General features: G+C 50.8%; 23 protein-coding genes and 1 pseudogene. 21 read left to right on the forward strand and 3 right to left on the reverse strand.

Features of this window, described 5'->3' with window-relative positions; translation table 11 throughout:
* Window positions 1-217 (reverse strand): annotated as a pseudogene (locus J1779_RS01565) (hypothetical protein); the annotation flags it as partial.
* Window positions 218-407: 190 nt separating this feature from the next.
* Window positions 408-821: an FAD-dependent oxidoreductase gene (locus J1779_RS01570; RefSeq protein ID WP_238485023.1), complete on the reverse strand. Its 414-nt coding sequence runs from the start codon at window positions 819-821 to the stop codon at window positions 408-410.
* A 332-nt stretch (window positions 822-1153) separates the two neighbouring features.
* On the opposite strand from J1779_RS01570, the gene J1779_RS01575 reads away from it, so the two are divergent.
* The 5 genes from J1779_RS01575 to J1779_RS01595 all read left to right on the forward strand — a co-directional run bounded on the left by J1779_RS01575 (window position 1154) and on the right by J1779_RS01595 (window position 5145).
* Window positions 1154-1936, forward strand: a complete 783-nt coding sequence (locus J1779_RS01575) for an alpha/beta fold hydrolase (RefSeq protein ID WP_122096442.1) — start codon at window positions 1154-1156, stop codon at window positions 1934-1936.
* Window positions 1937-1953: 17 nt separating this feature from the next.
* Window positions 1954-2520 carry a peptidylprolyl isomerase gene (locus J1779_RS01580; protein WP_136377489.1) on the forward strand — a complete coding sequence of 189 codons (567 nt, stop codon included), beginning with the start codon at window positions 1954-1956 and terminating at the stop codon, window positions 2518-2520.
* A 43-nt stretch (window positions 2521-2563) separates the two neighbouring features.
* On the forward strand, window positions 2564-2890 hold the full coding sequence (locus J1779_RS01585) for a hypothetical protein (RefSeq protein ID WP_217202696.1): 327 nt from the start codon (window positions 2564-2566) through the stop codon (window positions 2888-2890).
* A gap of 10 nt (window positions 2891-2900) precedes the next feature.
* Window positions 2901-3737, forward strand: a complete 837-nt coding sequence (locus tag J1779_RS01590; RefSeq protein WP_217202697.1) for an MBL fold metallo-hydrolase — start codon at window positions 2901-2903, stop codon at window positions 3735-3737.
* Window positions 3738-3930: 193 nt separating this feature from the next.
* On the forward strand, window positions 3931-5145 hold the full coding sequence (locus J1779_RS01595; protein ID WP_217202698.1) for an acyltransferase family protein: 1215 nt from the start codon (window positions 3931-3933) through the stop codon (window positions 5143-5145).
* Window positions 5146-5308: 163 nt separating this feature from the next.
* On the opposite strand, the gene J1779_RS01600 is transcribed toward J1779_RS01595, so the two are convergent.
* Window positions 5309-6196, reverse strand: a complete 888-nt coding sequence (locus J1779_RS01600) for a LysR family transcriptional regulator (RefSeq protein WP_217202699.1) — start codon at window positions 6194-6196, stop codon at window positions 5309-5311.
* Between the two features lie 458 nt (window positions 6197-6654).
* Here J1779_RS01600 and J1779_RS01605 point away from each other — a divergent pair, with 458 nt between their 5' ends.
* From J1779_RS01605 to J1779_RS01680, 16 genes are all read left to right on the forward strand, one after another.
* A complete protein-coding gene (locus tag J1779_RS01605) occupies window positions 6655-8082 on the forward strand; it encodes a bifunctional 2-methylcitrate dehydratase/aconitate hydratase (protein ID WP_122096437.1) in 1428 nt (475 codons plus the stop codon).
* Between the two features lie 48 nt (window positions 8083-8130).
* Window positions 8131-9273, forward strand: coding sequence for a hypothetical protein (locus tag J1779_RS01610; RefSeq protein WP_122096436.1), 1143 nt, complete (start codon window positions 8131-8133; stop codon window positions 9271-9273).
* 53 nt (window positions 9274-9326) lie between these two features.
* A complete protein-coding gene (locus tag J1779_RS01615) occupies window positions 9327-10250 on the forward strand; it encodes an aminoglycoside phosphotransferase family protein (RefSeq protein WP_238485024.1) in 924 nt (307 codons plus the stop codon).
* 28 nt (window positions 10251-10278) lie between these two features.
* Window positions 10279-11661 (forward strand): MFS transporter, encoded by a 1383-nt coding sequence (locus J1779_RS01620; protein ID WP_122096434.1) that lies wholly within the window; start codon window positions 10279-10281, stop codon window positions 11659-11661.
* Between the two features lie 377 nt (window positions 11662-12038).
* Window positions 12039-12548, forward strand: coding sequence for a GrpB family protein (locus tag J1779_RS01625; RefSeq protein ID WP_013578386.1), 510 nt, complete (start codon window positions 12039-12041; stop codon window positions 12546-12548).
* Window positions 12549-12980: 432 nt separating this feature from the next.
* Window positions 12981-14405 carry a siroheme synthase CysG gene (gene cysG / locus J1779_RS01630; protein ID WP_217202700.1) on the forward strand — a complete coding sequence of 475 codons (1425 nt, stop codon included), beginning with the start codon at window positions 12981-12983 and terminating at the stop codon, window positions 14403-14405.
* 10 nt (window positions 14406-14415) lie between these two features.
* Window positions 14416-15324 carry a sulfate adenylyltransferase subunit CysD gene (gene cysD, locus J1779_RS01635; RefSeq protein ID WP_056772835.1) on the forward strand — a complete coding sequence of 303 codons (909 nt, stop codon included), beginning with the start codon at window positions 14416-14418 and terminating at the stop codon, window positions 15322-15324.
* 13 nt (window positions 15325-15337) lie between these two features.
* On the forward strand, window positions 15338-16765 hold the full coding sequence (gene cysN, locus J1779_RS01640) for a sulfate adenylyltransferase subunit CysN (protein ID WP_056772832.1): 1428 nt from the start codon (window positions 15338-15340) through the stop codon (window positions 16763-16765).
* A 1-nt stretch (window position 16766) separates the two neighbouring features.
* Window positions 16767-17390 carry an adenylyl-sulfate kinase gene (cysC, locus tag J1779_RS01645; RefSeq protein WP_056772831.1) on the forward strand — a complete coding sequence of 208 codons (624 nt, stop codon included), beginning with the start codon at window positions 16767-16769 and terminating at the stop codon, window positions 17388-17390.
* A gap of 58 nt (window positions 17391-17448) precedes the next feature.
* Window positions 17449-17829, forward strand: coding sequence for a DUF3561 family protein (locus J1779_RS01650; RefSeq protein ID WP_082465706.1), 381 nt, complete (start codon window positions 17449-17451; stop codon window positions 17827-17829).
* Window positions 17830-18066: 237 nt separating this feature from the next.
* On the forward strand, window positions 18067-18387 hold the full coding sequence (gene ftsB / locus J1779_RS01655; protein WP_056772828.1) for a cell division protein FtsB: 321 nt from the start codon (window positions 18067-18069) through the stop codon (window positions 18385-18387).
* Window positions 18388-18389: 2 nt separating this feature from the next.
* Window positions 18390-19109: a 2-C-methyl-D-erythritol 4-phosphate cytidylyltransferase gene (gene ispD / locus J1779_RS01660; protein WP_056772824.1), complete on the forward strand. Its 720-nt coding sequence runs from the start codon at window positions 18390-18392 to the stop codon at window positions 19107-19109.
* A complete protein-coding gene (gene ispF / locus J1779_RS01665) occupies window positions 19109-19582 on the forward strand; it encodes a 2-C-methyl-D-erythritol 2,4-cyclodiphosphate synthase (protein ID WP_136377443.1) in 474 nt (157 codons plus the stop codon). The genes ispD and ispF overlap by 1 nt, the downstream gene beginning before the upstream one ends.
* Before the next feature lie 22 nt (window positions 19583-19604).
* A complete protein-coding gene (truD, locus tag J1779_RS01670) occupies window positions 19605-20651 on the forward strand; it encodes a tRNA pseudouridine(13) synthase TruD (protein WP_217202706.1) in 1047 nt (348 codons plus the stop codon).
* A complete protein-coding gene (gene surE / locus J1779_RS01675; protein ID WP_122096432.1) occupies window positions 20632-21396 on the forward strand; it encodes a 5'/3'-nucleotidase SurE in 765 nt (254 codons plus the stop codon). Before truD ends, surE begins: the two co-directional genes overlap by 20 nt.
* Entirely contained in the window at window positions 21386-22012 is a 627-nt protein-coding gene (locus J1779_RS01680) for a protein-L-isoaspartate(D-aspartate) O-methyltransferase (protein ID WP_056772817.1), read from the forward strand. The genes surE and J1779_RS01680 overlap by 11 nt, the downstream gene beginning before the upstream one ends.
* Window positions 22013-22225: the final 213 nt, after the last annotated feature.

Here is a 22225-nt window from a genome sequence, read left to right on the forward strand (position 1 = left end):
TGGCCATATCAGTAAAGCGGTCGGGCAAATTCGGCAAGTCGGTCACCGTCTTACCCGCACGGCGAAGCGCGATAAAATCTTCGCAGGTATTTACCTCTTTCAAAGAATTATCACTTAATTTCAGCGAGATAGGTTGACTATCTTCTTGTAAAGGTTCACTAAAAACACTACCGGAAACGCATGCAAGCAACACACCCACGATAATTTTATAATTCATAATCCCTCTTTAAACACGAAATGTAAGGTGCAAAGACACAATATACTTTACATCGAATTCTGATACCCGCTACCCCCAAAATTCATGGCGCGCTCAGAATACCTGTTTTATTTGTATGGCTGATTTTTATGCCCAGTTAGTAATTCCTCAATCAACTGAGAGATAAAATGCGTACTTCCGCTCCTCGCTCTCAGCAGACCTTCAGCGTCACGTGTTTGTCTGCTGTGTGCCAGTCGCACGCGATCCCATGCTGATCGACGGTGTCTTTCAGATGTTGAAGTCCGTACTGTAAAAGGCGGCGATAAGTATGCGCCTGCTCCAGCTCAGCCGACGTGCTGCCGACGGTATGAGGCAAATCGATAACAAATCCCGAATTACGCGCCGAGGCATTATCCGCAACATCCAGCGCTTCAAGCACCACCACGTCTTCGTGCGGACGAAGTTCGGCAATTCGCCGTGCAAATACCAGCCCCGCAAACCCGGCGCCAATCACCAGCCAGTCAGCCGTAACCTTACCGTGCAAGCCGGGATGACGTGGCGTAATACCCCGCAGCGCGGCCCAACCATTGATATTTTGATCAAGAGGTAAATGTTTAATTTTCATGGGTGAGTCATATCGTTATCCCTGGTGGTGCGATCCTAATAGACAGCCGTATAGATGTCTAATACGTCATTGGGCTAACGATATGCCGCAGCAGGAGATCCGCGTGGGGTAATTTGCGCTTACAAAGGCGAGCGGAAGAAATAGTCTCTCTTCGACGATCGATCGGCCGATCCGGCTCGTATCTATAATTTCGATAGTGATATCGAAATTATCCGTTAGAGCAAAGATGAGAATTACTTTAATAATAGCAACGTGAGCATCGTGTTGAATATTTAGCATTATAACGAGAACACTTATTTCCATGAAATTGAAAAAATAATATGGAGTATTAAATGTTTATTCGGCCACTTAAATTAACTCAGCACGTCGACGTGCAGGGTCAAAAAAATGCAACTACGGTGGTGCTTCTTCATTCTTTGGGGACGGATTTGCACCTTTGGGATTTGCAAATGCCGCGTCTGAGTGAACGTTATCGCGTTGTTCGCCTGGACATTCGCGGGCATGGATTAAGCGCAGTCGACGCTCTGCCATTTTCAATGTCAGATTTGGCAGACGATGTCGTGGCGGCGCTGGATCATCTTCAAATCAATGAGTTCTATGTGGCAGGGGTGTCAATCGGCGGGACAATAGCGCAATGGATTGGATTTAAGATACCCAAACGAGTTAAGGGAATGATTATTATTGATACTGCACTTGTGAATGCCGCCCCGCCTTCGCTCTGGCGAGCCAGGGCTGAAGATGTATTCCACCACGGTGTCGAACATCTGGAGATGGGAATTTTAAGCAAATGGGTGACACCGAAATTTATCGACTCGCCTTACGCAGACGGGATGAAGCAGATGCTGCGCCGGACAACCGTTGAAGCCTTCGCGGGTTGCTCTTATGCCATCGCCGATACTGATCTGACCGATATGACTATTCCGGGGGTAAGGGCTGTTGTGGTGAGAGGGAGCGAGGATCAACTTACGCCCCCGGACTACGCGCAACGGCTGGCCGAAAAGCGTCATGCAGAATTGCATACCCTGCCCGACGCAGCGCATTTACCGAATTTTGAGCAACCCGAGGCGCTTACTGATGAAATCGTCTCGTTTATTGAGAAGAAGGATACGCATTAACACTCGGAGTGAATCTTATGAATCGTCGGTTGTTTATTGGCGCAAGCCTGAGCCTGTGCGCAGGTGCTTTAATGCTTCCTGCCGCATTAAAAGGGTTAATGGATCAGGAGGGCGATCTCCTCGAGATGGAACTGAAGGGGGGAACCGTCACCATCCGTTTATTTTCCGATTTAGCCCCCCGGCATGTTGAACGCATAAAATCTCTGGTGCAGGCCAAATTTTACGATGGCATGCCGTTTAGCCGGGTCATTGAGGGTTTTATGGCGCAAACGGGTGATCCGATAAAAGAGACAGGGCTGGATTACATGAGATTACCGGCGCTGACCGCAGAATTTAATCCTCTGCCTTTCGAGCGAGGTACAGTCGGCATGGCCAGATCACGGCATCCACACAGCGCCAGCCATCAGTTTTTTATCACCTCCGCCAGAGCAGGGTATTTAGACCAAAAATACACGGCTTTTGGGCAAGTCACGCGTGGCATTGAGTTAATTGATAAGCTCCGCCAGGGGGAGCCTGAAATAGGCACGGTGGTTAATCCGGATATCATAAAAAGCATGAGGTTAGTCTCTGCCAGAGCAGTATAAACCGCCCACGGGTTAATTATTCATTCGAAGGAGTCGATGTAAAATGCCCAGCATTACGCTCTATACGTCTGCAAGCCATCGGTTAGATGCAGATTCTTTTGCGGAATTTTCAACCGCTTTAGCCCTTCTCGCCAAAGAGATACTGAAAGCGAAAGAAAATAATATTCACATCAGCGTTCTCACCGCAGAGATAGGTTTTGGCACGCCGGTCTACTTTGAAGCCAGGCTCAGGCAGGAAGTTTTCCGAACGGTGTCCGTGCTGGATGAATTCATGCATCAGGTGGATTTATTAATTAAGGAGAAGACAGGAGTCACAGCGAGAATTCGTTGTTTCTCTTTTGACGCGAGTAATATTTATGCAAAGAACTAAGGAACAGATTATGAATGCCAATTTTCCAACCAGAGATCTCGGCGATACAGAGGTCATAGCGGTGAGCGATGGATATTTGCAGGTCGGGTTCGGAATGCTTTCAAATGTGGATGAACAAGAGTGCGAGGAAATTCAGCGCAGCGCACAAGTCAGTGAACTCAATGCGGTGCATATCAATACCTTCTTAATACGCAGGAAAGGAAAAAATACTCTTATTGATAGCGGGGCAGGTGGTGTTAAGGGATGGGGAGGCAGGCTGATTGCCAATCTCGCCAGGCTGGATATACAACCTGACGATATTGACGCCGTTCTTCTCACCCACGCACATCCAGACCATATTGGCGGTTTATTAAGTGCAGAAGGTGAAGCTGTATTTTCGAATGCCGAATTGATCATCAATGGCGATGAATTTAATTATCTGGAAGACGATGAAAATTTCGCTGCCGTCAGTGACCGGATAAAAGGTAATTTCCTGTTAGCGCGGAGCATATTTAAAAAGTATCAGAAAAGTCTTCGCCTGGTCGACAATGGCGAGATATTTCCCGGCGTTTTTGCCATCCCGCTGAAAGGTCACACGCCGGGGCATACGGGGTACCGGATTGAGGGCAGCAAAAGCAGTCTGTTGATTTGGGGTGATATTGTTCATTTCCCTCATATTCAACTGCTTAAACCGGAGGTTGCCATTGCCTTTGACTATGATCCTCAACTGGCGGCAGAGACACGTACTCACCTGCTTGAGAGGGTTAGCCTGGACAAGATCCTGGTCGGTGGTATGCATTTTGGTGAGCAAGGATTTGGTTATATTGAAAAGCGTAAATCGGGATATGGGATCGTCGATATCGAATAGTTAACAACTGTAGGTATGACGTTCTGCTCTGAAATGAATTTATTTCCTGACCGGCAACGCAACGTGGCATTTTTGGCGATATACCAGACCCACTGACGTTGCCTTGCCGTTATTAATTTTTTCCTGTGTAACATTGTCGCTATACAACTGAATAAATTTTCCGGCATAAAATCCTATCCTCAGGGGGAACGCAATGAATCCTGCAATAAAGAGAGAAATAAGTCTTGATGCTATTCACGGTGACGTAAATGAAGTAGAGAGTCGTAAGTCAATCACGACAGATAAATTACCGCCACCGCCAAAATTGCCATCGCTTACGGGAAGCAGATTCTGGGCTGCTTTTTTAGTATTTTTATTTCACTCATCGCTGGCCAGCGATCTCGCTCCATTTTCAGATCCCACTGTTCAGCATATTTTCACTGTTATCATGGGTAAAGCGGGTTGGCTGGGTGTTTCATATTTCTTCATACTCAGCGGATTTATTATGGTGTGGTCCGCGAAAGATAACGACACCGTGGGTGATTTTTACCTGCGACGGTTTGCAAAGATTTATCCCACCCACTGTCTGACCCTGGTAATGGCGTTCATTATTGGTGCCATCAGCATATATCAATATAAACTATGGACATCAAATCTTCTGCTATTGAATACCTGGGTTGATGATGTTCACTATTTTTTTGTAGGTAACAGACCCAGCTGGTCTCTTTGCATAGAGGCAATGTTTTATCTCTCTTTTCCCTTTCTTTTTAGAGTCATGAAGGCAATACCTAAAAAATTCGATTTACTTGGATTCACAATCGTTACCGCGGCATCCTTATTGGTTCAGACGTATATTTATCTTTGGGTTGAGCCAAACACGATGATGGGGGCGTTTCCTATTTCACAGCAGCACTTTTGGATTTCGTATATTTTTCCTCCATCACGCATCTTTGAGTTTCTGGCCGGTATGTTTGCAGCACGGTTGTTGATGAACGGACGAGCACTCGTACTGACGAAAACGGCTTCGCTTGCCCTGCTTGCCGTGACTTACATCGGATCCATGTACATCCCGTACCAATTCAGTATGAGTGTAGTTTTCATTATTCCTGTCTGTTTATTAATTATTTCGATTGCGGGTGATGATTTAAAAAACCGAAATACAATGCTGAACGCTAAAACGTCTGTGTGGTTAGGAGAGATATCTTATGCATTTTATATGGTTCATTTTTTAGTGCTCTTCTATTTCCTCAATCTCACTGCCGGGAGAAAATTCAGTTTACCGGAAGGTATTATGCTTCTCGTCGTTGCGTTAGTTCTCACCGTCTCATTTGCATCATTCTTGTATAAGTACTTTGAAGTGCCAATGATGAAGTTAATCCTGGAAAAGTGCAGAAAGAAAGGGTTTTTGATTCTGCGTAAGCCGGCATAATCTTTGGCAGGGAATTGATTCTCTCTTTATCAAAAAGCGTTTATTCCGAAAGATTTAGCATATTTTGAGTGGGAGGGCATACGCCAGAGGTATGCTCTCAACCTCTGTTTGATGAGTGGCCATCAATAAGATAGGGAATTTGTTCCTGTTTACGCCGAAAGAGTTAATAACCGATATTGTGCAGTCGGGGATCCTGAAAAACGGAGGTTATTATGCCTCTGAATTTAGTGCTATCCAGGTAAGGTGAATCGGTACGGTAAACAAGTTCTATTTTGAAGTCATTGAACTGGCCACAGAGTTCGTGAATTTTTATCTTGTTTTGCACTTCGCCGCTGATCGAACAACGTAATACTAACGACACGCCTTTTCCCGCAGCAATGCTCGAGAACAGCACGGGATAGGATCCGCATTCGACTACGCGCTTAGGGGTGATATGCCCTTCACTGAAAAGAACATTATAGTTGCGTGTAGTGGTTGCACATTTCTTGCTGCTAAGCAAAAAAACTTCCCCATCCAGACTCGAGATATCTTTTATGGTTGGGTAATCTTTCTCAGTGATAATGACCAGTTCACTGGAGAGTAATATGGAACGTGCATGTTGGGTATTTGAAAAACCTGCGCCGATGATGACCGCATCAAACTCGTTTTGATCAAAAGCGCTGAGTAAGCTTATGGTATTTCCAATTGAAATATCTATGTTCCAACCCAAATCATGTCCTAAATCGATCAGTGAAGTGACAATATAGGGTGGCAAACATTCTATAATGCCAATACGTATATTAAGTTGACTACTTTTAGAGTGGGAAATGTTGTTTTTACAATCATCTGCAAGGTTCAATATTTTAAGCGCGTAGTCATAAAGTATCTGGCCTTGCGCAGTCAGTGAGCATCCATCGTTTTTTCGATCTAATAGGGTGACATCCAGGTTATCCTCCAGGCTCCTGATTCGGTGGGAAATACTCGACTGCACTCGATTAAGACGTTCGGCTGCCTGGGTTATGTTCCCTGTCTCCACGACTGTCACGAACGCAAGAAGTTCACTTAGCTTCATTTGAGACCTCATGCTAAAAATTAGTTCACCGTCACAACAATTATTTATATTCTGTATTAATAAGTTTGTCACTATGTTTTAACCCCCCTGGAGATGCAGGTCCGATCACTTTTTGGCCACGTTAAGGGCGGGTCAGTATTATTACTCTTCAAACAGACATTAATTCTGAATTGTGAATTATAACAACAGACTCTGCTTACACTTCCCCTCAGTAGCTCATTTCCCTGACCAGCACATTATTTTCAATAGGAATATTGTTACGGCATCAATATTTTCGATGAATCCCTCGATTTTATTCGTTGGTATTTTATTGCCATGCCAATTAGGATTAGATTTGTGATGGCGAATTATTTCCATATAAATCAATTTGTTATCCATATCTATTTTCTGCATTTATATATTACTGGGTCTCCATGACTTGTATTTCGATAATTCATTTTTTGGTTATGGGATGAAATATGGCGCACGCAGAGTTTGATGAGCTAATGGTTCAGCTGGTTGACTATGCCTATGAGCAAGCAACTTTCGATAATGAGACTTTACAACTGGCCCGTTTTTGCCTTTTGGATTCGATAGGTTGCGCGATTGCCGCGTCTACCGATCATGACTGTATGAAACTGATGGGCGCTGCTCAGTTCAGCAAGAGCCGGGACGGTGTGCCGGTTGCCGGTACCGGGCTAAGACTAGGACCTGTCGAAGCGGCCTTTCATATCGGTTCGATGATCCGCTGGCTGGAGTTCAATGACACATGGCTTGCGCAAGAGTGGGGGCATCCGTCCGATAATCTGGGCGCTATCCTGGCGGCCGCAGCATGGCAGAGTCTGGCAGCCGCGGATAAGCCAGCGACTGACATGACGGCAGTGTTGAACACGATGATTCGCGCCTATGAGATCCATGGCGTGCTGTGTCTGTCGAACTGTTTTAATGCGCTGGGTATTGATCACGTTGTATTGGTTAAGGTGGCTTCAGCGATCGCCTCTGCTCAACTGCTCGGTTTGTCAAAAGACCAGGCATTAAGTGCACTTTCCAACGCGATTATCGACGGCCATTCTCTTCGAACCTACCGGCATGCGCCCAATGCGGGAACGCGTAAGTCCTGGGCCGCGGGTGACGCGACGGCGCGTGGCCTGCAACTGGCGCTGTTCGCGCAAAGTGGCGAAATGGGTTATCCCACTGCGCTGACGGTGAGTCGGTGGGGATTCGATGATGCGGTTTTGAGAGGCAAACCCTTTAATCTGTCGCGTAACCTGTCAGATTTTGTCATTAAGAATATCTTGTTCAAAGTCCCCAACCCTGCTGAATACCATGCCCAGACTGCGGTAGAAGCGGCCATTAATCTTCGTCAACGGATACTTGCCGCCGGTTTCTCTCCAGAAAGCATCGAGTACGTGCGGGTGGAGACAACGCGTCCGGCGATTCAGATCATTGATAAATCAGGGCCGCTGAATAACTCCGCCGATCGCGATCACTGTCTCCAGTACATGGTTGCGGTAGGGCTTCAAACCGGAAACCTGACGATTAAGGATTTCCACGAGCCGCTCGCCAGCGATCCTTTGCTGGATGCCCTGCGATTGAAGATTACCTGCACTGAACGTCCTTCCTTTACAGAGAGCTACTACGACGCAGAAAAGCGCGCCATTCCGAATGCGCTCTTTCTGAAATGTCATGGAATGACGGAGGAACTCTCTGAAACCATCGAATATCCGCTCGGACATGTCCGTCGTCGTGACGAGTGTTTCGAGGCGCTGCTCACCAAATTCCATCTGAATCTTTCGGACAGCCCGCTGGGTGACCGGTCCCATATTCTGGCCGAAACCCTGATTAGTGAATCGAAACTGGATGCCATGTCCGTTACCGACCTCCTGAGAATGTTTTCCTGGGACTAGGCCGCATCTAAAACACTTTCAGTTATTCCTTTAGCGCGAGGTAGTGAAATGAAAAAAGCAATACTGGTGGGTTGTGGAGCGGAGATCGGCGCAAACCTGCTGATTCAAAATGATCCGGCGAAGGATGGTTTTGCGATTCAAACTGTGGTCACGAATGCGCCTTCTTTAGATAAACATTATCCTGAACTGGGTCCGATTGATGGCATCGTTGCCCGTCTGGCGATGGCGCATCCCGGCATCCAGTCTCAGATCAACATTATCGATGGCAACACCCTCAACATCGACGGGCGTGAGGTGCACTTTTTCTTCGGCGATCTTGCCAAAGAACTTCCTCCGCAAACGGGTCGCTTCGACATTGGTTTTATCGCGACCAGCAAACTGGACATGGACAAGAACAGCCCTGTCGCCCGTAACATGCAAGAACTTGCCGATGTGGTGCTGGGCGTGGCAGAGGCCAATGAACTGCCGAGTATCTATGGCTGCCTGGAAGATCTTACCCGCGATGATATTGGCACGATACAGCGTCAGGTGGTCGATTCTGGCATGTATTGTCTCGGGTCGTGTCAGACGAATGGGATGCATGCCTCGCTGCGCGTATTGGCCGACGCACTGAGATCCATCAATTGCAATGCCTCGCATATCGTGTCGGTTGAAACCGATATCGTCCATCCGGATACGCCTAACGGTGTACTCGGTACCCGATCCTTCGAAGGCCGCCTTCAGGATGCGCGCGACAACCTCCGTCCGAGCTTCTCACAAATCGCCATGAGTCAGGACAAAGTGATGCCCTGGGCACCGTTAGTGAATACCGTTTCATTACGTGCACCGGTACATGCGCCGGGATATCAGATAAACCGTTTTATCGTAAAGGATGACGGCGCGTTGAACAGGGGGCTCATCGAGGAGGCGATTGAGCGAGTGAGCGAAACACATCCTCATGTTGTTAAGGCATCCCGAAGCCCTTTAGGGAGCCGTGCGTATGCTTACGAACGCAGGTGCTCAACGATTCTCTCAGACAAGAATCATCTGCTCATTCTCCGTCCTGCCTATCTGGCAAGCCAGAATTTGAGTGAAATCATTATCCAGTCGTTTGTTAATAACACCGTCGGCTATAGCGCTGTTGTTCGTGCCGTTGCGCGCAGCATCGCGCTTGGCCTGCCCGTTGCCACTTTCCAGGGGATTGAAAAATGACAAGCTCACACACAGTCGATTTCTTGAGTTCAGGCTTCGTCGTGAAGACAGCCATGTCCGAAATGTTCAATGGCAAGCTGAAAGCAGAAGTGGATCAGATACGCGCGTTGCACGATATCTATCCGGAACTGATGGTTCCGGTATTACACGACGGGCTGGCTGCCGGGCGGCAATTTTATATTCTCGAAAAGATGGATTCCCTGCCTTTGTGCAACATCGTGTTCGACGACCAGCGGTCGCTGGCTGAACGCCGGATGATCGTGAGAAATGCACTGGAAAGCGTGCAGAAAGCCATCGGCCTGGAGTCAGAGGCGCCGTCGACGATGACCCATGATATGCCCGCCAGATTATTGGAAGAGTGGGAAGGTACGCGTTTTGCACACGAGCTGTTTGATAAACCTATTCTGCTTAATGGCGCGCGATTTTGCATAACGGCAAGGGAGGTTTTCGAAAAATCTCTGGAACTGGCCAGAACCGAAGAGTTCAGATCGGTAGAAAAAGCCCATTTCAATTTTCATTTTGGCAATGTGCTTTATAACGAGGAACACGCTCAGACCCGCTTCATCGACCCTGATTTTTCGGTCAGGGGGCTTGACCCGCTTTTCGGCTTCTCCCGATTTGCCTTTTCGTTTTGGCATGAACTGGCGGCCGAAGTGAAAGATGCCGTCAAAATGGTCCCCATGACTGATGCACTGATGTTTGTGCTGGCGAAGCCAGACTACGGCAGCATCCTCAGCGAGATCCCGGAGTTAGGCGGTATTTCAGGTCTGCTGCCGCTGATGGGGGAAAGTATGCGAAACCGGTTCTATGTCCTCACGACCTATTGTTTCCTGAGAAGTATCCGGATCAACGGCAGCAAACAACCCTGGAAAGCACCGCGTTCTCCCGTTGTAGCCAGCCCCGAAGAAGTGTTGATGCTGGGTCTGCTGACCTACCTCGAAGGGCCGAGTGCCGAGACTGAAAGCCTCTGTGCGTGATTCCCATTCAATATAGGATGTTAAGGATATGTCGTTGGTAAGCAGCAGTACCTTAGAACAAGGATTTGAGGCCCCAAGGCGCTATATGGCAGCTGCGGCCATTTTGATTGGTGTGATAATGGCGGCGCTGGACAGTTCCATCGTCAATATCTCCTTACCCACTATTTCCGAAGCATTACAGGTGGATTCGGCCTCTGTCATCTGGGTGACCAACGGCTATCAGGTTGCCAGCGCTGCAACGATGTTGATCTGTGCATCGCTGGGTTCGAGGATAGGGGAGCGGCGCTTCTACACGGCGGGCATGGTGTTGTTTACGCTGGCATCGCTGGGTTGCAGCCTCTCCTCGACCTTTGGCATGCTGGTGGCCATGCGAGTCCTTCAGGGGGTGAGTTATGCGGTGATGATCAGTGTCGGGTTGGGTCTCTACCGCGTTATCTTTCCGCCGAATGCGTTGGGAACCATTTTAGGGCTGAATGCGCTGGCATTTGCGGTGGGTACGGCCATTGGTCCTGCGTTAGGTGGCCTGATCATCTCCTATCTTGACTGGCCCTGGTTGTTCTATATCAATATCCCGTTGGGCGTACTTGCCATTGTGTTCTCGCTTATCTCTTTGGGCGTCGATACCGAGAGGGAAAAAGGCTTCGATTGGGGAGGCGCTATCACTTCCGCCGCCGCCTTAGGGCTGATGGTCATGGCTGTTGATCAAATCGGACGCTGGGACAGCCGCATACTGATACTTTGTGGCGTCGCATCGGTGGCGCTGATCGCCATCTTTCTTAAAGCGCAGACGCGTTCAAAGAACCCGCTGCTGCCTCTCGATATATTTCGTTCCCGGAGATATAGCTTCGCGGTGATCTCTTCTGTCTCAATGTTTGTGGCTCAGGGGATGGCGCTGGTCGGTTTGCCCTTTGTACTGCAGCATGCCTATCACTATTCTGTCCTGGAATCGGCGTTCATCTTTACACCGTGGCCAATTGCCGTTGCAATCTGTGCCCCGGTCGCTGGCAGGTTGTCCAACCGTTTAAATCCTACTCAGATATCGACGGTCGGCGTGATGATTTTCTGCCTGGGTTTAGGGTCTCTGGCTCTGCTGCCGGAAGCGGCGACGGTGAATGATTTTCTTTGGCGTGTGGCGGTGTGTGGGGTGGGTTATGGACTCTTCTTGCCGCCGAACAACAAAGAGATGTTTTCCAATGTCGCAGGGAATCGAACAGTAACGGCCTCGGGGGTATTGTCGACCGCCAGAACTGCCGGACAATCTATTGGTGCGGCGTTGGTGGCAATGGTGATTGCACTTTTGAACGGATTGACGGGGCACGCGAGCGCGCAGTTTGGCGTCTATGTCTTTGGGCTGGCGTGCCTTATCTCCGCATTATCGACTTTCACAAGCATGTTACGCCTGCACCGGTAATAAACTGGACAGACATTCGGCTGCATTGTTCAGCGGCGAGGGTTTCTTCAGTAGCCGGGCATGAAAAGCAAAAAGCCCGCTTAAGTTTCCTTAAGCGGGCTTTTCTAATTTGGCTCCTCTGACTGGGATCGCATTTGCCAGTAACTGGCTAATATGAAAGCTAAATCTGAAAACTCTCCCTGTCAAGACCACCAGAATGACCACCAATTAAAACTGGTTAAATAAAACTGATTTGAGTAGTCCCGTGCATTTGGTGATCGCTATTATCGTCACATCTATAAGGGCTGTCAGTTATGTGCCAGAAGCGGACATCAAATCATGCTATCAACATAAATGATGGTTTAGTAAAACCTCAAAGAAGTTAACCGGAGTAAAAAATGCGTAGGATCATTGTTGTGGAGTATGAAGAGCAATGGCATACCCGATATGAGGCTGAAAGGGGCTTATTACAGAACACGCTGGGGAAGGTAATTTCACAGGTTCATCATATTGGCAGTACGTCTATACCGGGACTATCAGCAAAACCAATCATAGATATATTGCTGGAGGTATATGATCTGGATGAGCTGGATAAATTAAACTTTGCAATGGAGCGTGCCGGATACTGCGTTCGTGGTGAAAATGGAATTCCAAATCGAAGATATTTCACTAAAGGAGAAGAGCACCGTAGTCATCACGTTCATGCTTTTGGCGTAGGCAATCCTCAAATAGTAAAACATCTGGCGTTCCGCGATTATTTGAGAAAAAACAAGAAAGAAGCTGATGAGTATGCTGAGATAAAGCATGCTGCAGCACTGGCAAGTGAGGATAATATTCCTCTCTATAGTACTCTTAAAGCCGACTTTATCGCTCATCATCTCCGGCTGGCACTTAGAGACTACAAATAACAAAAGTTACTTTTGGCACAAATGCATGATGTGGTGGTATGTCCGCATTTCGCTCATAGCGGACCTTACTAACTTCATTTTAAGCTCATGCGCGGGGAGCAGGTCAGAGGAACTTCAATTACGCCTTAAATTAGTAATGCCTTGTGTGGTAAGGCCTCAGTTGGTGATCGACTATTGTTCAGAGTACTCAGCCCTTTGGAGCCGTGTTTCCCCCTCAAAAATGATCCACATTTTGCCCAAAACGCTAGGATTTGATGGGATTTATACAGTCTCGTACTACGGTATCTATTCCCGAAGATCTAGGCGGCTCGAGGCCTGAAGAAGTTCTCCTTATTCCATTCTGGAACTATTCATTCCTTTTCGTCATTTCAGATCAATTATTGCCTGCACGTATAGTCGGGATATTCATTCTGGTTATCAATTAAGGCTTTTGTGGACTATCTACCAATATTTGCCGACCTCAAACAACGCCCGGTACTGGTGATGGGAGGGGGCGAAGTCGCTGCTCGCAAAATCGATCTTCTCCTGCGTGCGGGCGCGCAAGTCCGGATAGTCGCGCAGGCACTTTCCTCTGAGCTGGAACAACGCAGACAGGCCGCGGAAGTCAGCTGGCTGGCGCAGGCTTTTCTGCCGGAACAGCTTGATGATGTATTTCTGGTGATTGCAGCCACCGACGATGCGGCGCTGAACGCGGAAGTGTTTGAGCAGGCCAATCAGCGCCACGTGCTGGCGAATGTGGTCGACGATCAGCCGAAGTGCTCCTTTATTTTCCCCTCGATTGTCGATCGCTCGCCGATTGTTGTCGCGATTTCCTCCAGCGGTAAAGCGCCGGTGCTCGCCAGAATGCTGCGAGAGAAGCTGGAAACCTTACTGCCCACCAGCCTGGGGCAAATGGCCGATATTGCCGGTCGCTGGCGTGAGAATGTGAAAACGCAGTTTACTTCGATGCGTGCCCGCCGGCGTTTCTGGGAACAGGCGTTTGCCGGACGTTTTGCCAGCCTCGCTTCTGCGGGAAAGCTCGCAGAAGCGGAGCAGGCGCTGCAACAGCAGCTGGAAAACGCGGAAGACATCTCGCAGAGCGGAAATGTCACGCTGGTCGGCGCAGGGCCGGGTGATGCAGGATTACTCACCCTTCGCGGGTTGCAGGTGATGCAGCAGGCCGACGTGGTGCTTTACGACCATCTGGTCAGCGAAGAAGTGCTGGATTTAGTCCGTCGTGATGCTGACAAAATTTGTGTCGGTAAACGTGCGGGCAGCCATTCTGTCGCGCAGGAAGAAACCAATCGTCTGCTGGTCGAACTGGCGCAGCAGGGGAAAAAAGTCGTACGCCTTAAAGGCGGTGACCCGTTTATTTTCGGGCGCGGCGGCGAAGAATTACAGGCGGTGCAGGCGGCGGGGATTCCATTCCAGGTGGTACCCGGCGTGACAGCCGCCGCAGGCGCCACGGCCTATGCCGGGATCCCGCTGACTCACCGTGATCATGCGCAGAGCGTGGTTTTCGTGACCGGGCATTGCCGCCCGGAAGACGACGGCGTGCAGTGGGAAACCCTCGCCAAAGACAAACAGACCGTGGCGATTTACATGGGCACGCTCAAAGCGGCTGAAATCAGCCAGCAACTGATTGCTCATGGACGCGCAGCGACAACACCCGTCGCGGTGATCGGACGGGGAACGCGTGCGGATCAGCAGGTGCTGACCGGTACGCTCGATAATCTTGAACATCTGGCTCAACAGGCGCCGACACCGGCGTTGCTGGTGATTGGTGAAGTGGTCGCACTTCATCAGCAACTGGCGTGGTTTGGGCATCATCCTGAGACTGACGGCACTCAACGCCCGTCGGTTGTGAATTTGGCTTAAAGGATCTGTTATGGACGAAAAACGACTGACTCATTTGCGGCAACTGGAAGCGGAGAGTATCCATATCATCCGTGAAGTGGCTGCTGAATTCGCCAACCCGGTGATGATGTATTCCATCGGGAAAGACTCCTCGGTCATGCTGCATCTGGCACGCAAAGCCTTCTTCCCCGGCACGCTGCCGTTCCCATTATTGCATGTGGATACCGGCTGGAAATTCCGCGAAATGTACGATTTCCGTGACCGTACGGCAAAGAATTACGGCTTTGAACTGATTGTGCATAAAAATCCGGAAGGCGTGGCAATGGGCATCAATCCGTTTGTCCACGGCAGCGCCAAACATACTGACATCATGAAAACCGAAGGGTTGAAACAGGCACTGAGTAAACACGGCTTTGATGCGGCTTTCGGCGGCGCGCGCCGTGACGAAGAGAAATCCCGTGCCAAAGAGCGTATCTACTCCTTCCGTGACCGTTTCCACCGCTGGGATCCTAAAAACCAGCGCCCTGAGCTGTGGCACAACTACAACGGCCAGATTAACAAAGGCGAAAGCATTCGTGTTTTCCCGCTCTCCAACTGGACTGAGTTGGATATCTGGCAGTACATCTATCTGGAAAACATCGAGATTGTTCCCCTGTATCTGGCCGCGCCGCGTCCGGTACTGGAGCGCGACGGTATGCTGCTGATGGTGGATGACGACCGTATTGATCTGCAACCGGGCGAAGTGATTGAGAAGAAGATGGTGCGTTTCCGTACGCTGGGCTGCTGGCCGCTGACCGGTGCCGTTGAATCTGAAGCGCAAACGCTGCCGGAGATCATCGAAGAGATGTTGGTATCAACGACCAGTGAACGACAAGGACGCGCCATCGACCGCGATCAGGCCGGTTCGATGGAAATGAAAAAGCGTCAAGGGTACTTCTGAGGAGCCGCAGCTAATGAATAACGCAATTGCACAACAAATCGCGGAGCAGGGCGGTGTCGAAGCTTACCTGCACGCTCAGCAACACAAAAGCCTGCTGCGCTTCCTGACCTGCGGCAGCGTCGATGATGGCAAAAGTACGCTGATCGGGCGACTGCTGCACGACACCCGTCAGATTTACGAAGATCAGCTGTCGTCGCTACATAACGACAGTAAGCGTCACGGGACGCAGGGCGAGAAAATCGATCTGGCATTGCTGGTGGACGGCTTACAGGCTGAACGCGAGCAGGGCATCACTATCGATGTCGCGTACCGTTACTTCTCCACCGAGAAACGTAAGTTCATCATCGCTGATACGCCGGGGCATGAGCAGTATACGCGTAACATGGCCACAGGCGCCTCGACCTGCGATCTGGCTATCCTGCTGATTGACGCCCGTAAAGGCGTGCTGGATCAAACCCGTCGCCACAGCTTCATCGCCACGTTACTCGGGATCCGCCATCTGGTTGTGGCCGTGAACAAAATGGATCTGGTGGAGTACAGCGAGAGCGTATTCGAACAATTTAAACAGGATTATCTGGATTTCGCTCAGCAGTTACCGACCGATCTGGATATCAAGTTTGTGCCACTTTCCGCACTGGAAGGCGACAACGTTGCCACGCCAAGCGACAAAATGAGCTGGTACACCGGCCCGACGCTGCTTGATGTGCTGGAAACCGTCAACATCATTAATATCCGCGAACAACAACCGATGCGTTTCCCGGTGCAATATGTAAACCGTCCTAACCTCGATTTCCGCGGGTATGCCGGTACGCTGGCATCCGGTTCCATTCGCGTCGGGCAGAAAGTGAAAGTGCTGCCCTCCGGTGTGGAATCAACCGTGGCACGTATCGTCACTTTCGACGGTGATTTGCAGGAAGCCTGGGCGGGCGAAGCCATTACGCTGGTGCTGGCCGATGAGCGGGATATCAGCCGTGGCGATATGCTGGTGGATGCGAATGAAACCGTGAAGTCAGTACAGAATGCCAAAGTTGACGTGGTCTGGATGGCGGAGCAGCCACTGAGCGTCGGCCAGAGCTATGACATCAAAGTGGGCGGCAAGAAAGCCCGCGCACGTGTAGAAAATATCGATTATCAGGTCGAGATCAATTCTCTGACACAGCGCGTTGTGGAAACACTGCCGCTCAACGGTATTGGTCTGGTGGAACTGGCCTTTGATGAACCGCTGGTGCTGGATAATTATCAGAGCAATGCGGTCACCGGAGGCATCATTTTCATCGACCGCCTGACCAATGTGACCGTCGGTGCCGGTCTGGTACGTGAAGCGCTTGAACAGGTTTATCAGGAGTCCGATAAATACAGCGCATTTGAGCTGGAGCTGAACAGCCTGGTTCGCCGCCACTTCCCGCACTGGGGCGCCCGCGACCTGCTGGGTGGCAAATAAGATGGCGTCACCGGATAGCCTTTCACTGAAAGATGACAATGTTGTCTGGCATCCGCACGCCGTTACGCGTGCGGATCGTGAAAAACAGCACGGTCATCGCGGGGCGGTCTTGTGGTTTACCGGGCTTTCAGGTTCGGGGAAATCCACGGTGGCCGGGGCGCTGGAGCAGGCGCTCCATGCCCTTGGCGTCAGCACCTATTTGCTCGATGGTGACAATGTGCGCCACGGGCTTTGCCGCGATCTGGGTTTTACCGATGACGATCGTCGTGAAAACATCCGCCGTGTGGGTGAAGTCGCCAAACTGATGGTGGATGCCGGGCAGGTGGTGCTTACCGCCTTTATCTCGCCGCATCGTGCCGAGCGTGACATGGTGCGCGAGTTGCTGGAAGACGGGCAGTTTATCGAAGTGTTTGTCGATACGCCGCTGGCCGTCTGCGAAGCGCGTGATCCGAAAGGGTTGTATAAAAAAGCGCGTGCCGGTGAGTTGAAAAACTTCACCGGTATCGATTCAGAATATCAGCCGCCAGAAGCGCCGGATGTGCATCTTGAAGGTGAACAATTGGTAACACATTTGGTTCCCCAATTATTAGATGTGATGCGCCGTCGCGGTATTATCAATCCCTGAATGTTGCCGGCCAAACGCCAGAGAGCGTGCCGGTTTACACTGAACACAGGGATCATCTATGCAGGCTTTATTCAGCAGACTGGTCAGCCGGATCTGGGTTGATCGTATCAGGGGAGACAACGCCCCGGTACCCCGGTTAGCGCAGACCTCAGACGGCGCAGAAAACGAAGATCCTTCTTACTCCATGCAGGGTGGATTTATCGGTTTCGTCTGTTACTGGCTGGCGCTGGCGATCCCTTTTTGGGTATATGGCTCCAACACTCTGTTTTTTCTCCTCTATACCTGGCCCTTCTTTCTGGCACTGATGCCGGTGTCGGTACTTATCGGTATCGCTTTCAGTATGCTTTTTCGCGGCGGATGGCTCATCACACCCGCAGCCACCGGTATTTGCGTGATTGGAATGTTCTGGACCGTCTTCTCATTTTTATCCGGCTGGTAACAGCAATGACCGCCTGGTGACAGCAATAAAGAGTACAAACCGGATCCTGTGAGGATCCTTTTTTTGCGGTGTTTTACTGGCGATTTTCCCGGCAATTCTTTTCCACGATGTAAGCCATTGTGTCATTCTCACCCATAATTGCGTGTGTAAGTCTGATTCTCACCGGCATTTATCCCGCCATAGTGGAGTCAGAAGGAAAGTTGTGGGATGATTGCCCGGCTTTTTTAGGGGGCGGGGATGGGCAAACTCACACTGCTGTTACTGATTTTACTTGGCTGGTTACAGTATTCACTGTGGCTGGGCAAGAATGGTATTCATGATTACGTTCGTGTAAACGATGACGTTGAAGTGCAACAAGCCAACAACGGCAAACTGAAATCACGTAACGATCAACTTTTCGCAGAAATCGACGATTTAAACGGCGGTCAGGAAGCGATTGAAGAACGCGCACGCAACGAACTGGGCATGTTAAAACCCGGCGAGACTTTCTATCGTCTGGTGCCAGACAATAAACGTGCTCCGGGCAGCAATGTTTCGCAAAATAATTCGAATCCATAGCCATGAGCCACACCGCAGTTTCCCTTCCGAAGGTCATTGCCGTTTTACCTGCTGCCGGGATCGGCAGCCGTATGCAGGCAGAATGCCCTAAGCAATACCTTTCTATCGGCGGTAAAACGCTGATAGAACATTCGATCCGCGCTTTATTGCACAACGACCAGGTCACTAAGGTGATCGTGGCGCTTAGCCCGCATGACACTCAGTTTGCGCAGTTGCCTGTTGCCTGCGACCCCCGGATTCAGGTGGTGACCGGCGGCGGCGAGCGTGCAGAATCTGTGATGGCAGGTCTTGATGCGGCGGGTTCCCACGGCTGGGTTTTAGTGCACGATGCTGCCCGCCCGTGTTTGCACCCGGATGATCTGAAAAATCTGCTGGCGATCTCCGCAACCAGTAAAACCGGCGGGATCCTCGCCGCACCGGTGCGCGATACCATGAAACGCGGTGAAACCGGCAGGCAGGCCATTGCCCATACTGTTGACCGGCAAGATCTCTGGCATGCGCTGACGCCACAATTTTTCCCTCTCGAATTACTGAAAATCTGCCTGCGCCGTGCGCTGAATGAAGGTGCCGTGGTCACAGATGAAGCTTCTGCAATGGAATATTGTGGTTATCATCCTGTGTTGATCCCGGCGCGGGCCGATAATATTAAAGTCACCAGGCCGGAAGATCTGGCGCTGGCTGAATTCTTTTTAACCCGCATATCCCACGAGGAGAACGCATAATGCGTATCGGTCACGGTTTTGATGTTCATAAGTTTGGCGGCGAAGGCCCGCTGGTGATCGGCGGTGTGCGTATTCCTTATCCGCAAGGTTTGCTGGCACATTCCGACGGCGATGTTGCATTGCATGCCGCCACTGATGCCCTGCTCGGCGCTGCTGCGCTGGGGGATATCGGTAAATTGTTCCCGGACACCGACCCGGCTTATAAAGGCGCGGACAGCCGCGAGCTGCTGCGCGAGGCTTACCGCCGCATTCGTGCAAAAGGTTACAAGCTGGGCAATCTGGATATCACCCTCATTGCTCAGGCACCTAAAATGGCACCGCATATCCCGCAGATGCGCGTATTTCTTGCCGAAGATTTACAGTGCCACATGGATGATGTGAACGTGAAAGCGACCACCACCGAACAGCTGGGCTTTACCGGCCGTGGCGAAGGTATCGCCTGCGAAGCCGTTGCCCTGCTGATTAAGGAATGATGTTGTGGAAGATTACCGCATGATAGATATGTCCCGTCTCACCTGGTTACTGGGCGAGCCCGTCGCCACCGGCCAGCTGAAAGCCAATCCGGAAGACTTTATTGTCGAAGAAGATCTGGGCTTTGAGCCGGACGACGAGGGTGAACATCTGTTAGTGCGGATCCGCAAAAACGGCTGTAATACACAGTTTGTTGCCGAACAGCTGGCGCGTTTTGCCAAAGTGCATCCGCGTGATGTCAGCTATGCCGGTTTGAAAGATCGTCATGCAGTCACTGAACAGTGGTTTTGCCTGCATTTGCCGGGCAAAGCCGATCCTGATTTAAGTCAGTTCAATCTCGAAGGTTGCGAAGTGATCCGCGCCTCACGCCATCGTAAAAAGATGCGTATCGGTACACTGAAAGGCAACGCGTTTACGCTGGTGCTTCGTCAGATAAGTGATATCGCCGATGTTGAAGCGCGTCTGGAAAAAATTACCCAATGCGGCGTGCCGAACTATTTCGGTACTCAGCGCTTTGGTCGCGGCGGCAATAATCTGGTGCAGGCGAAACGCTGGGCGACTAACGAAGCCCGTCCAAAAGAACGTGCCAAACGCAGTTTCTATCTTTCAGCCAGCCGCAGTGCCTTGTTCAACATTATTGCCAGTCAGCGACTGGCTGATAACACCGTTCGTCAGGCAATGCCTGGCGATGCGTTACAACTTAGCGGTCGCGGCAGCTGGTTTGTCGCGAAGGCCGACGAGTTCGACTCCATTCAACCGCGCGTGGAAAACGCAGAGCTGCTGGTGACGGCGCCTTTGCCCGGAGATGGCCCGCTGGGTACGCTGGAAGACGCTGAAAAATTTGAGCTGGCTTGCCTGAGTGAACAGGCTGATTTACTGTCGTTACTTAAACGCGAAAGAGTCGAGCCTGCACGTCGCGCCATCATGCTGTTGCCCTTGCATCTTAACTGGCAGCGCTGGGATGACGTCACTCTGGAACTCAAATTCTGGCTACCGGCCGGCAGTTACGCCACGAGCGTCGTGCGCGAGCTGATGAATCTGGATGAAAGCAATGCGGATATTACTGAGTAACGACGACGGTATTCTGGCTCCCGGCATTCAGGCGCTGGCGTCCGCGCTGCGTGAGTTTGCTGATGTGAAGCTGGTGGCCCCTGACCGTAACCGCAGCGGCGCATCCAATGCGCTGACGCTGGACGGCCCGTTACGCATTCAGTCCTATCCCAACGGCGATACCGCCGTGATTAACGGCACGCCCACCGATTGCGTGTATCTCGGTGTGAACACCCTGATGCGTCCGCGTCCGGACATCGTGGTATCGGGTATTAATGCCGGGCCAAATCTTGGCGATGACGTGATCTACTCCGGTACTGTGGCGGCGGCCATGGAAGGGCGCCATCTGGGCTTTCCTGCGCTGGCGGTATCACTCGACGGACATCAGCATTATGACACCGCCGCTATCATCACCTGTCGCATTCTCAGGGCGCTGGCCCGCGAGCCATTACGTACTGGCAAAATTCTGAATATTAACGTGCCTGATCTGCCTTTATCCGAGATCAAAGGCATCCGCGTGACCCGATGTGGTAGCCGACATCCGGCCGAAAAGGTATTTTGTCAGCAGGATCCCCGCGGGCAGGATATGTACTGGATCGGCCCGCCGGGCGATAAGTTTGATGTCGCCGCTGACACAGATTTTGCTGCTGTTGCACAAGGTTACGTTTCAGTCACGCCTCTTCAGGTAGATTTAACCGCCTATGCGGCTCAGGATGTCGTAGTCTCATGGTTGGAAAGAGCCGGGGTGAGCGCGAATGGTGAATAAGCCAATGTATAACCTGCTGGAACAGTTGCGGCAGCAGGGCATTCATGATGAGAAACTGCTGCATGCCATTGAGGCGGTGCCGCGTGAGCGCTTTGTGGATGAGGCGTTCCAGCATAAAGCCTATGAAAATACAGCGCTGCCGATTGGCTCCGGCCAGACCATCTCCCAGCCTTATACCGTGGCGAGAATGACTGAACTGCTGCGCCTTGAGCCTTCTTCGCGGGTGCTTGAGATAGGCACCGGCTCCGGTTATCAGACCGCGATTCTGGCCCATCTGGTAGAGCATGTCTTTTCGGTTGAACGGATTAAAGGGTTGCAGTGGCAGGCCAAAAGACGCCTCAAGCAACTTGATTTGCATAATGTCTCAACGCGTCACGGAGATGGCTGGCTGGGCTGGCCTTCGCGTGGGCCGTTCGACGCCATCATTGTCACCGCTGCTCCTCCTGAAATTCCCCAAGACCTGCTGAAACAACTCGATGACGGCGGGGTGATGATTCTGCCTGTCGGCGAAGAGAATCAGATCCTGCAACGTATCACCCGCCGCGGTGATGAGTTCACGGCCGAGACGATTGAAGCTGTTCGCTTTGTCCCGCTGGTGAAAGGCGAACTGGCCTGATTCAGACATCCGGCAGGACTAACCCCTTAAAATTTAAATACAACTGTTATATGGTGCTGTACTGGCTATGTTGATAGCATCCACTACAGTTTTTTATGGCACGGCGCATTCAGGAATTGACCTGAGTGGGCGTGTTGCCTGCCCGCACGGTATGACATGATACGAGAAGCGCCATCTGGCGCGGTGTGCGAGGTTAAAGCGTTATTCTGAGAT

The sequence above is a fragment of the Rahnella rivi genome, from assembly GCF_019049655.1.
GTDB classification, from domain to species: Bacteria; Pseudomonadota; Gammaproteobacteria; order Enterobacterales; family Enterobacteriaceae; genus Rahnella; species Rahnella rivi.

What these genes read in the sequence shown, in the direction of transcription:
- ispF (WP_136377443.1), top strand. Translation starts at nt 19,109, where the DNA reads ATGCGTATCGGTCACGGTTTTGATGTTCATAAGTTTGGCGGCGAAGGC.
- J1779_RS01615 (WP_238485024.1), top strand. Translation starts at nt 9,327, where the DNA reads ATGTCCGAAATGTTCAATGGCAAGCTGAAAGCAGAAGTGGATCAGATA.
- J1779_RS01600 (WP_217202699.1), bottom strand. Translation starts at nt 6,196, where the DNA reads ATGAAGCTAAGTGAACTTCTTGCGTTCGTGACAGTCGTGGAGACAGGG.
- J1779_RS01605 (WP_122096437.1), top strand. Translation starts at nt 6,655, where the DNA reads ATGGCGCACGCAGAGTTTGATGAGCTAATGGTTCAGCTGGTTGACTAT.
- ispD (WP_056772824.1), top strand. Translation starts at nt 18,390, where the DNA reads ATGAGCCACACCGCAGTTTCCCTTCCGAAGGTCATTGCCGTTTTACCT.
- J1779_RS01590 (WP_217202697.1), top strand. Translation starts at nt 2,901, where the DNA reads ATGAATGCCAATTTTCCAACCAGAGATCTCGGCGATACAGAGGTCATA.
- cysD (WP_056772835.1), top strand. Translation starts at nt 14,416, where the DNA reads ATGGACGAAAAACGACTGACTCATTTGCGGCAACTGGAAGCGGAGAGT.
- J1779_RS01595 (WP_217202698.1), top strand. Translation starts at nt 3,931, where the DNA reads ATGAATCCTGCAATAAAGAGAGAAATAAGTCTTGATGCTATTCACGGT.
- cysN (WP_056772832.1), top strand. Translation starts at nt 15,338, where the DNA reads ATGAATAACGCAATTGCACAACAAATCGCGGAGCAGGGCGGTGTCGAA.
- surE (WP_122096432.1), top strand. Translation starts at nt 20,632, where the DNA reads ATGCGGATATTACTGAGTAACGACGACGGTATTCTGGCTCCCGGCATT.
- J1779_RS01650 (WP_082465706.1), top strand. Translation starts at nt 17,449, where the DNA reads ATGCAGGCTTTATTCAGCAGACTGGTCAGCCGGATCTGGGTTGATCGT.
- J1779_RS01585 (WP_217202696.1), top strand. Translation starts at nt 2,564, where the DNA reads ATGCCCAGCATTACGCTCTATACGTCTGCAAGCCATCGGTTAGATGCA.
- J1779_RS01625 (WP_013578386.1), top strand. Translation starts at nt 12,039, where the DNA reads ATGCGTAGGATCATTGTTGTGGAGTATGAAGAGCAATGGCATACCCGA.
- ftsB (WP_056772828.1), top strand. Translation starts at nt 18,067, where the DNA reads ATGGGCAAACTCACACTGCTGTTACTGATTTTACTTGGCTGGTTACAG.
- J1779_RS01620 (WP_122096434.1), top strand. Translation starts at nt 10,279, where the DNA reads ATGTCGTTGGTAAGCAGCAGTACCTTAGAACAAGGATTTGAGGCCCCA.
- cysC (WP_056772831.1), top strand. Translation starts at nt 16,767, where the DNA reads ATGGCGTCACCGGATAGCCTTTCACTGAAAGATGACAATGTTGTCTGG.
- J1779_RS01580 (WP_136377489.1), top strand. Translation starts at nt 1,954, where the DNA reads ATGAATCGTCGGTTGTTTATTGGCGCAAGCCTGAGCCTGTGCGCAGGT.
- J1779_RS01575 (WP_122096442.1), top strand. Translation starts at nt 1,154, where the DNA reads ATGTTTATTCGGCCACTTAAATTAACTCAGCACGTCGACGTGCAGGGT.
- J1779_RS01610 (WP_122096436.1), top strand. Translation starts at nt 8,131, where the DNA reads ATGAAAAAAGCAATACTGGTGGGTTGTGGAGCGGAGATCGGCGCAAAC.
- J1779_RS01570 (WP_238485023.1), bottom strand. Translation starts at nt 821, where the DNA reads ATGAAAATTAAACATTTACCTCTTGATCAAAATATCAATGGTTGGGCC.
- J1779_RS01680 (WP_056772817.1), top strand. Translation starts at nt 21,386, where the DNA reads ATGGTGAATAAGCCAATGTATAACCTGCTGGAACAGTTGCGGCAGCAG.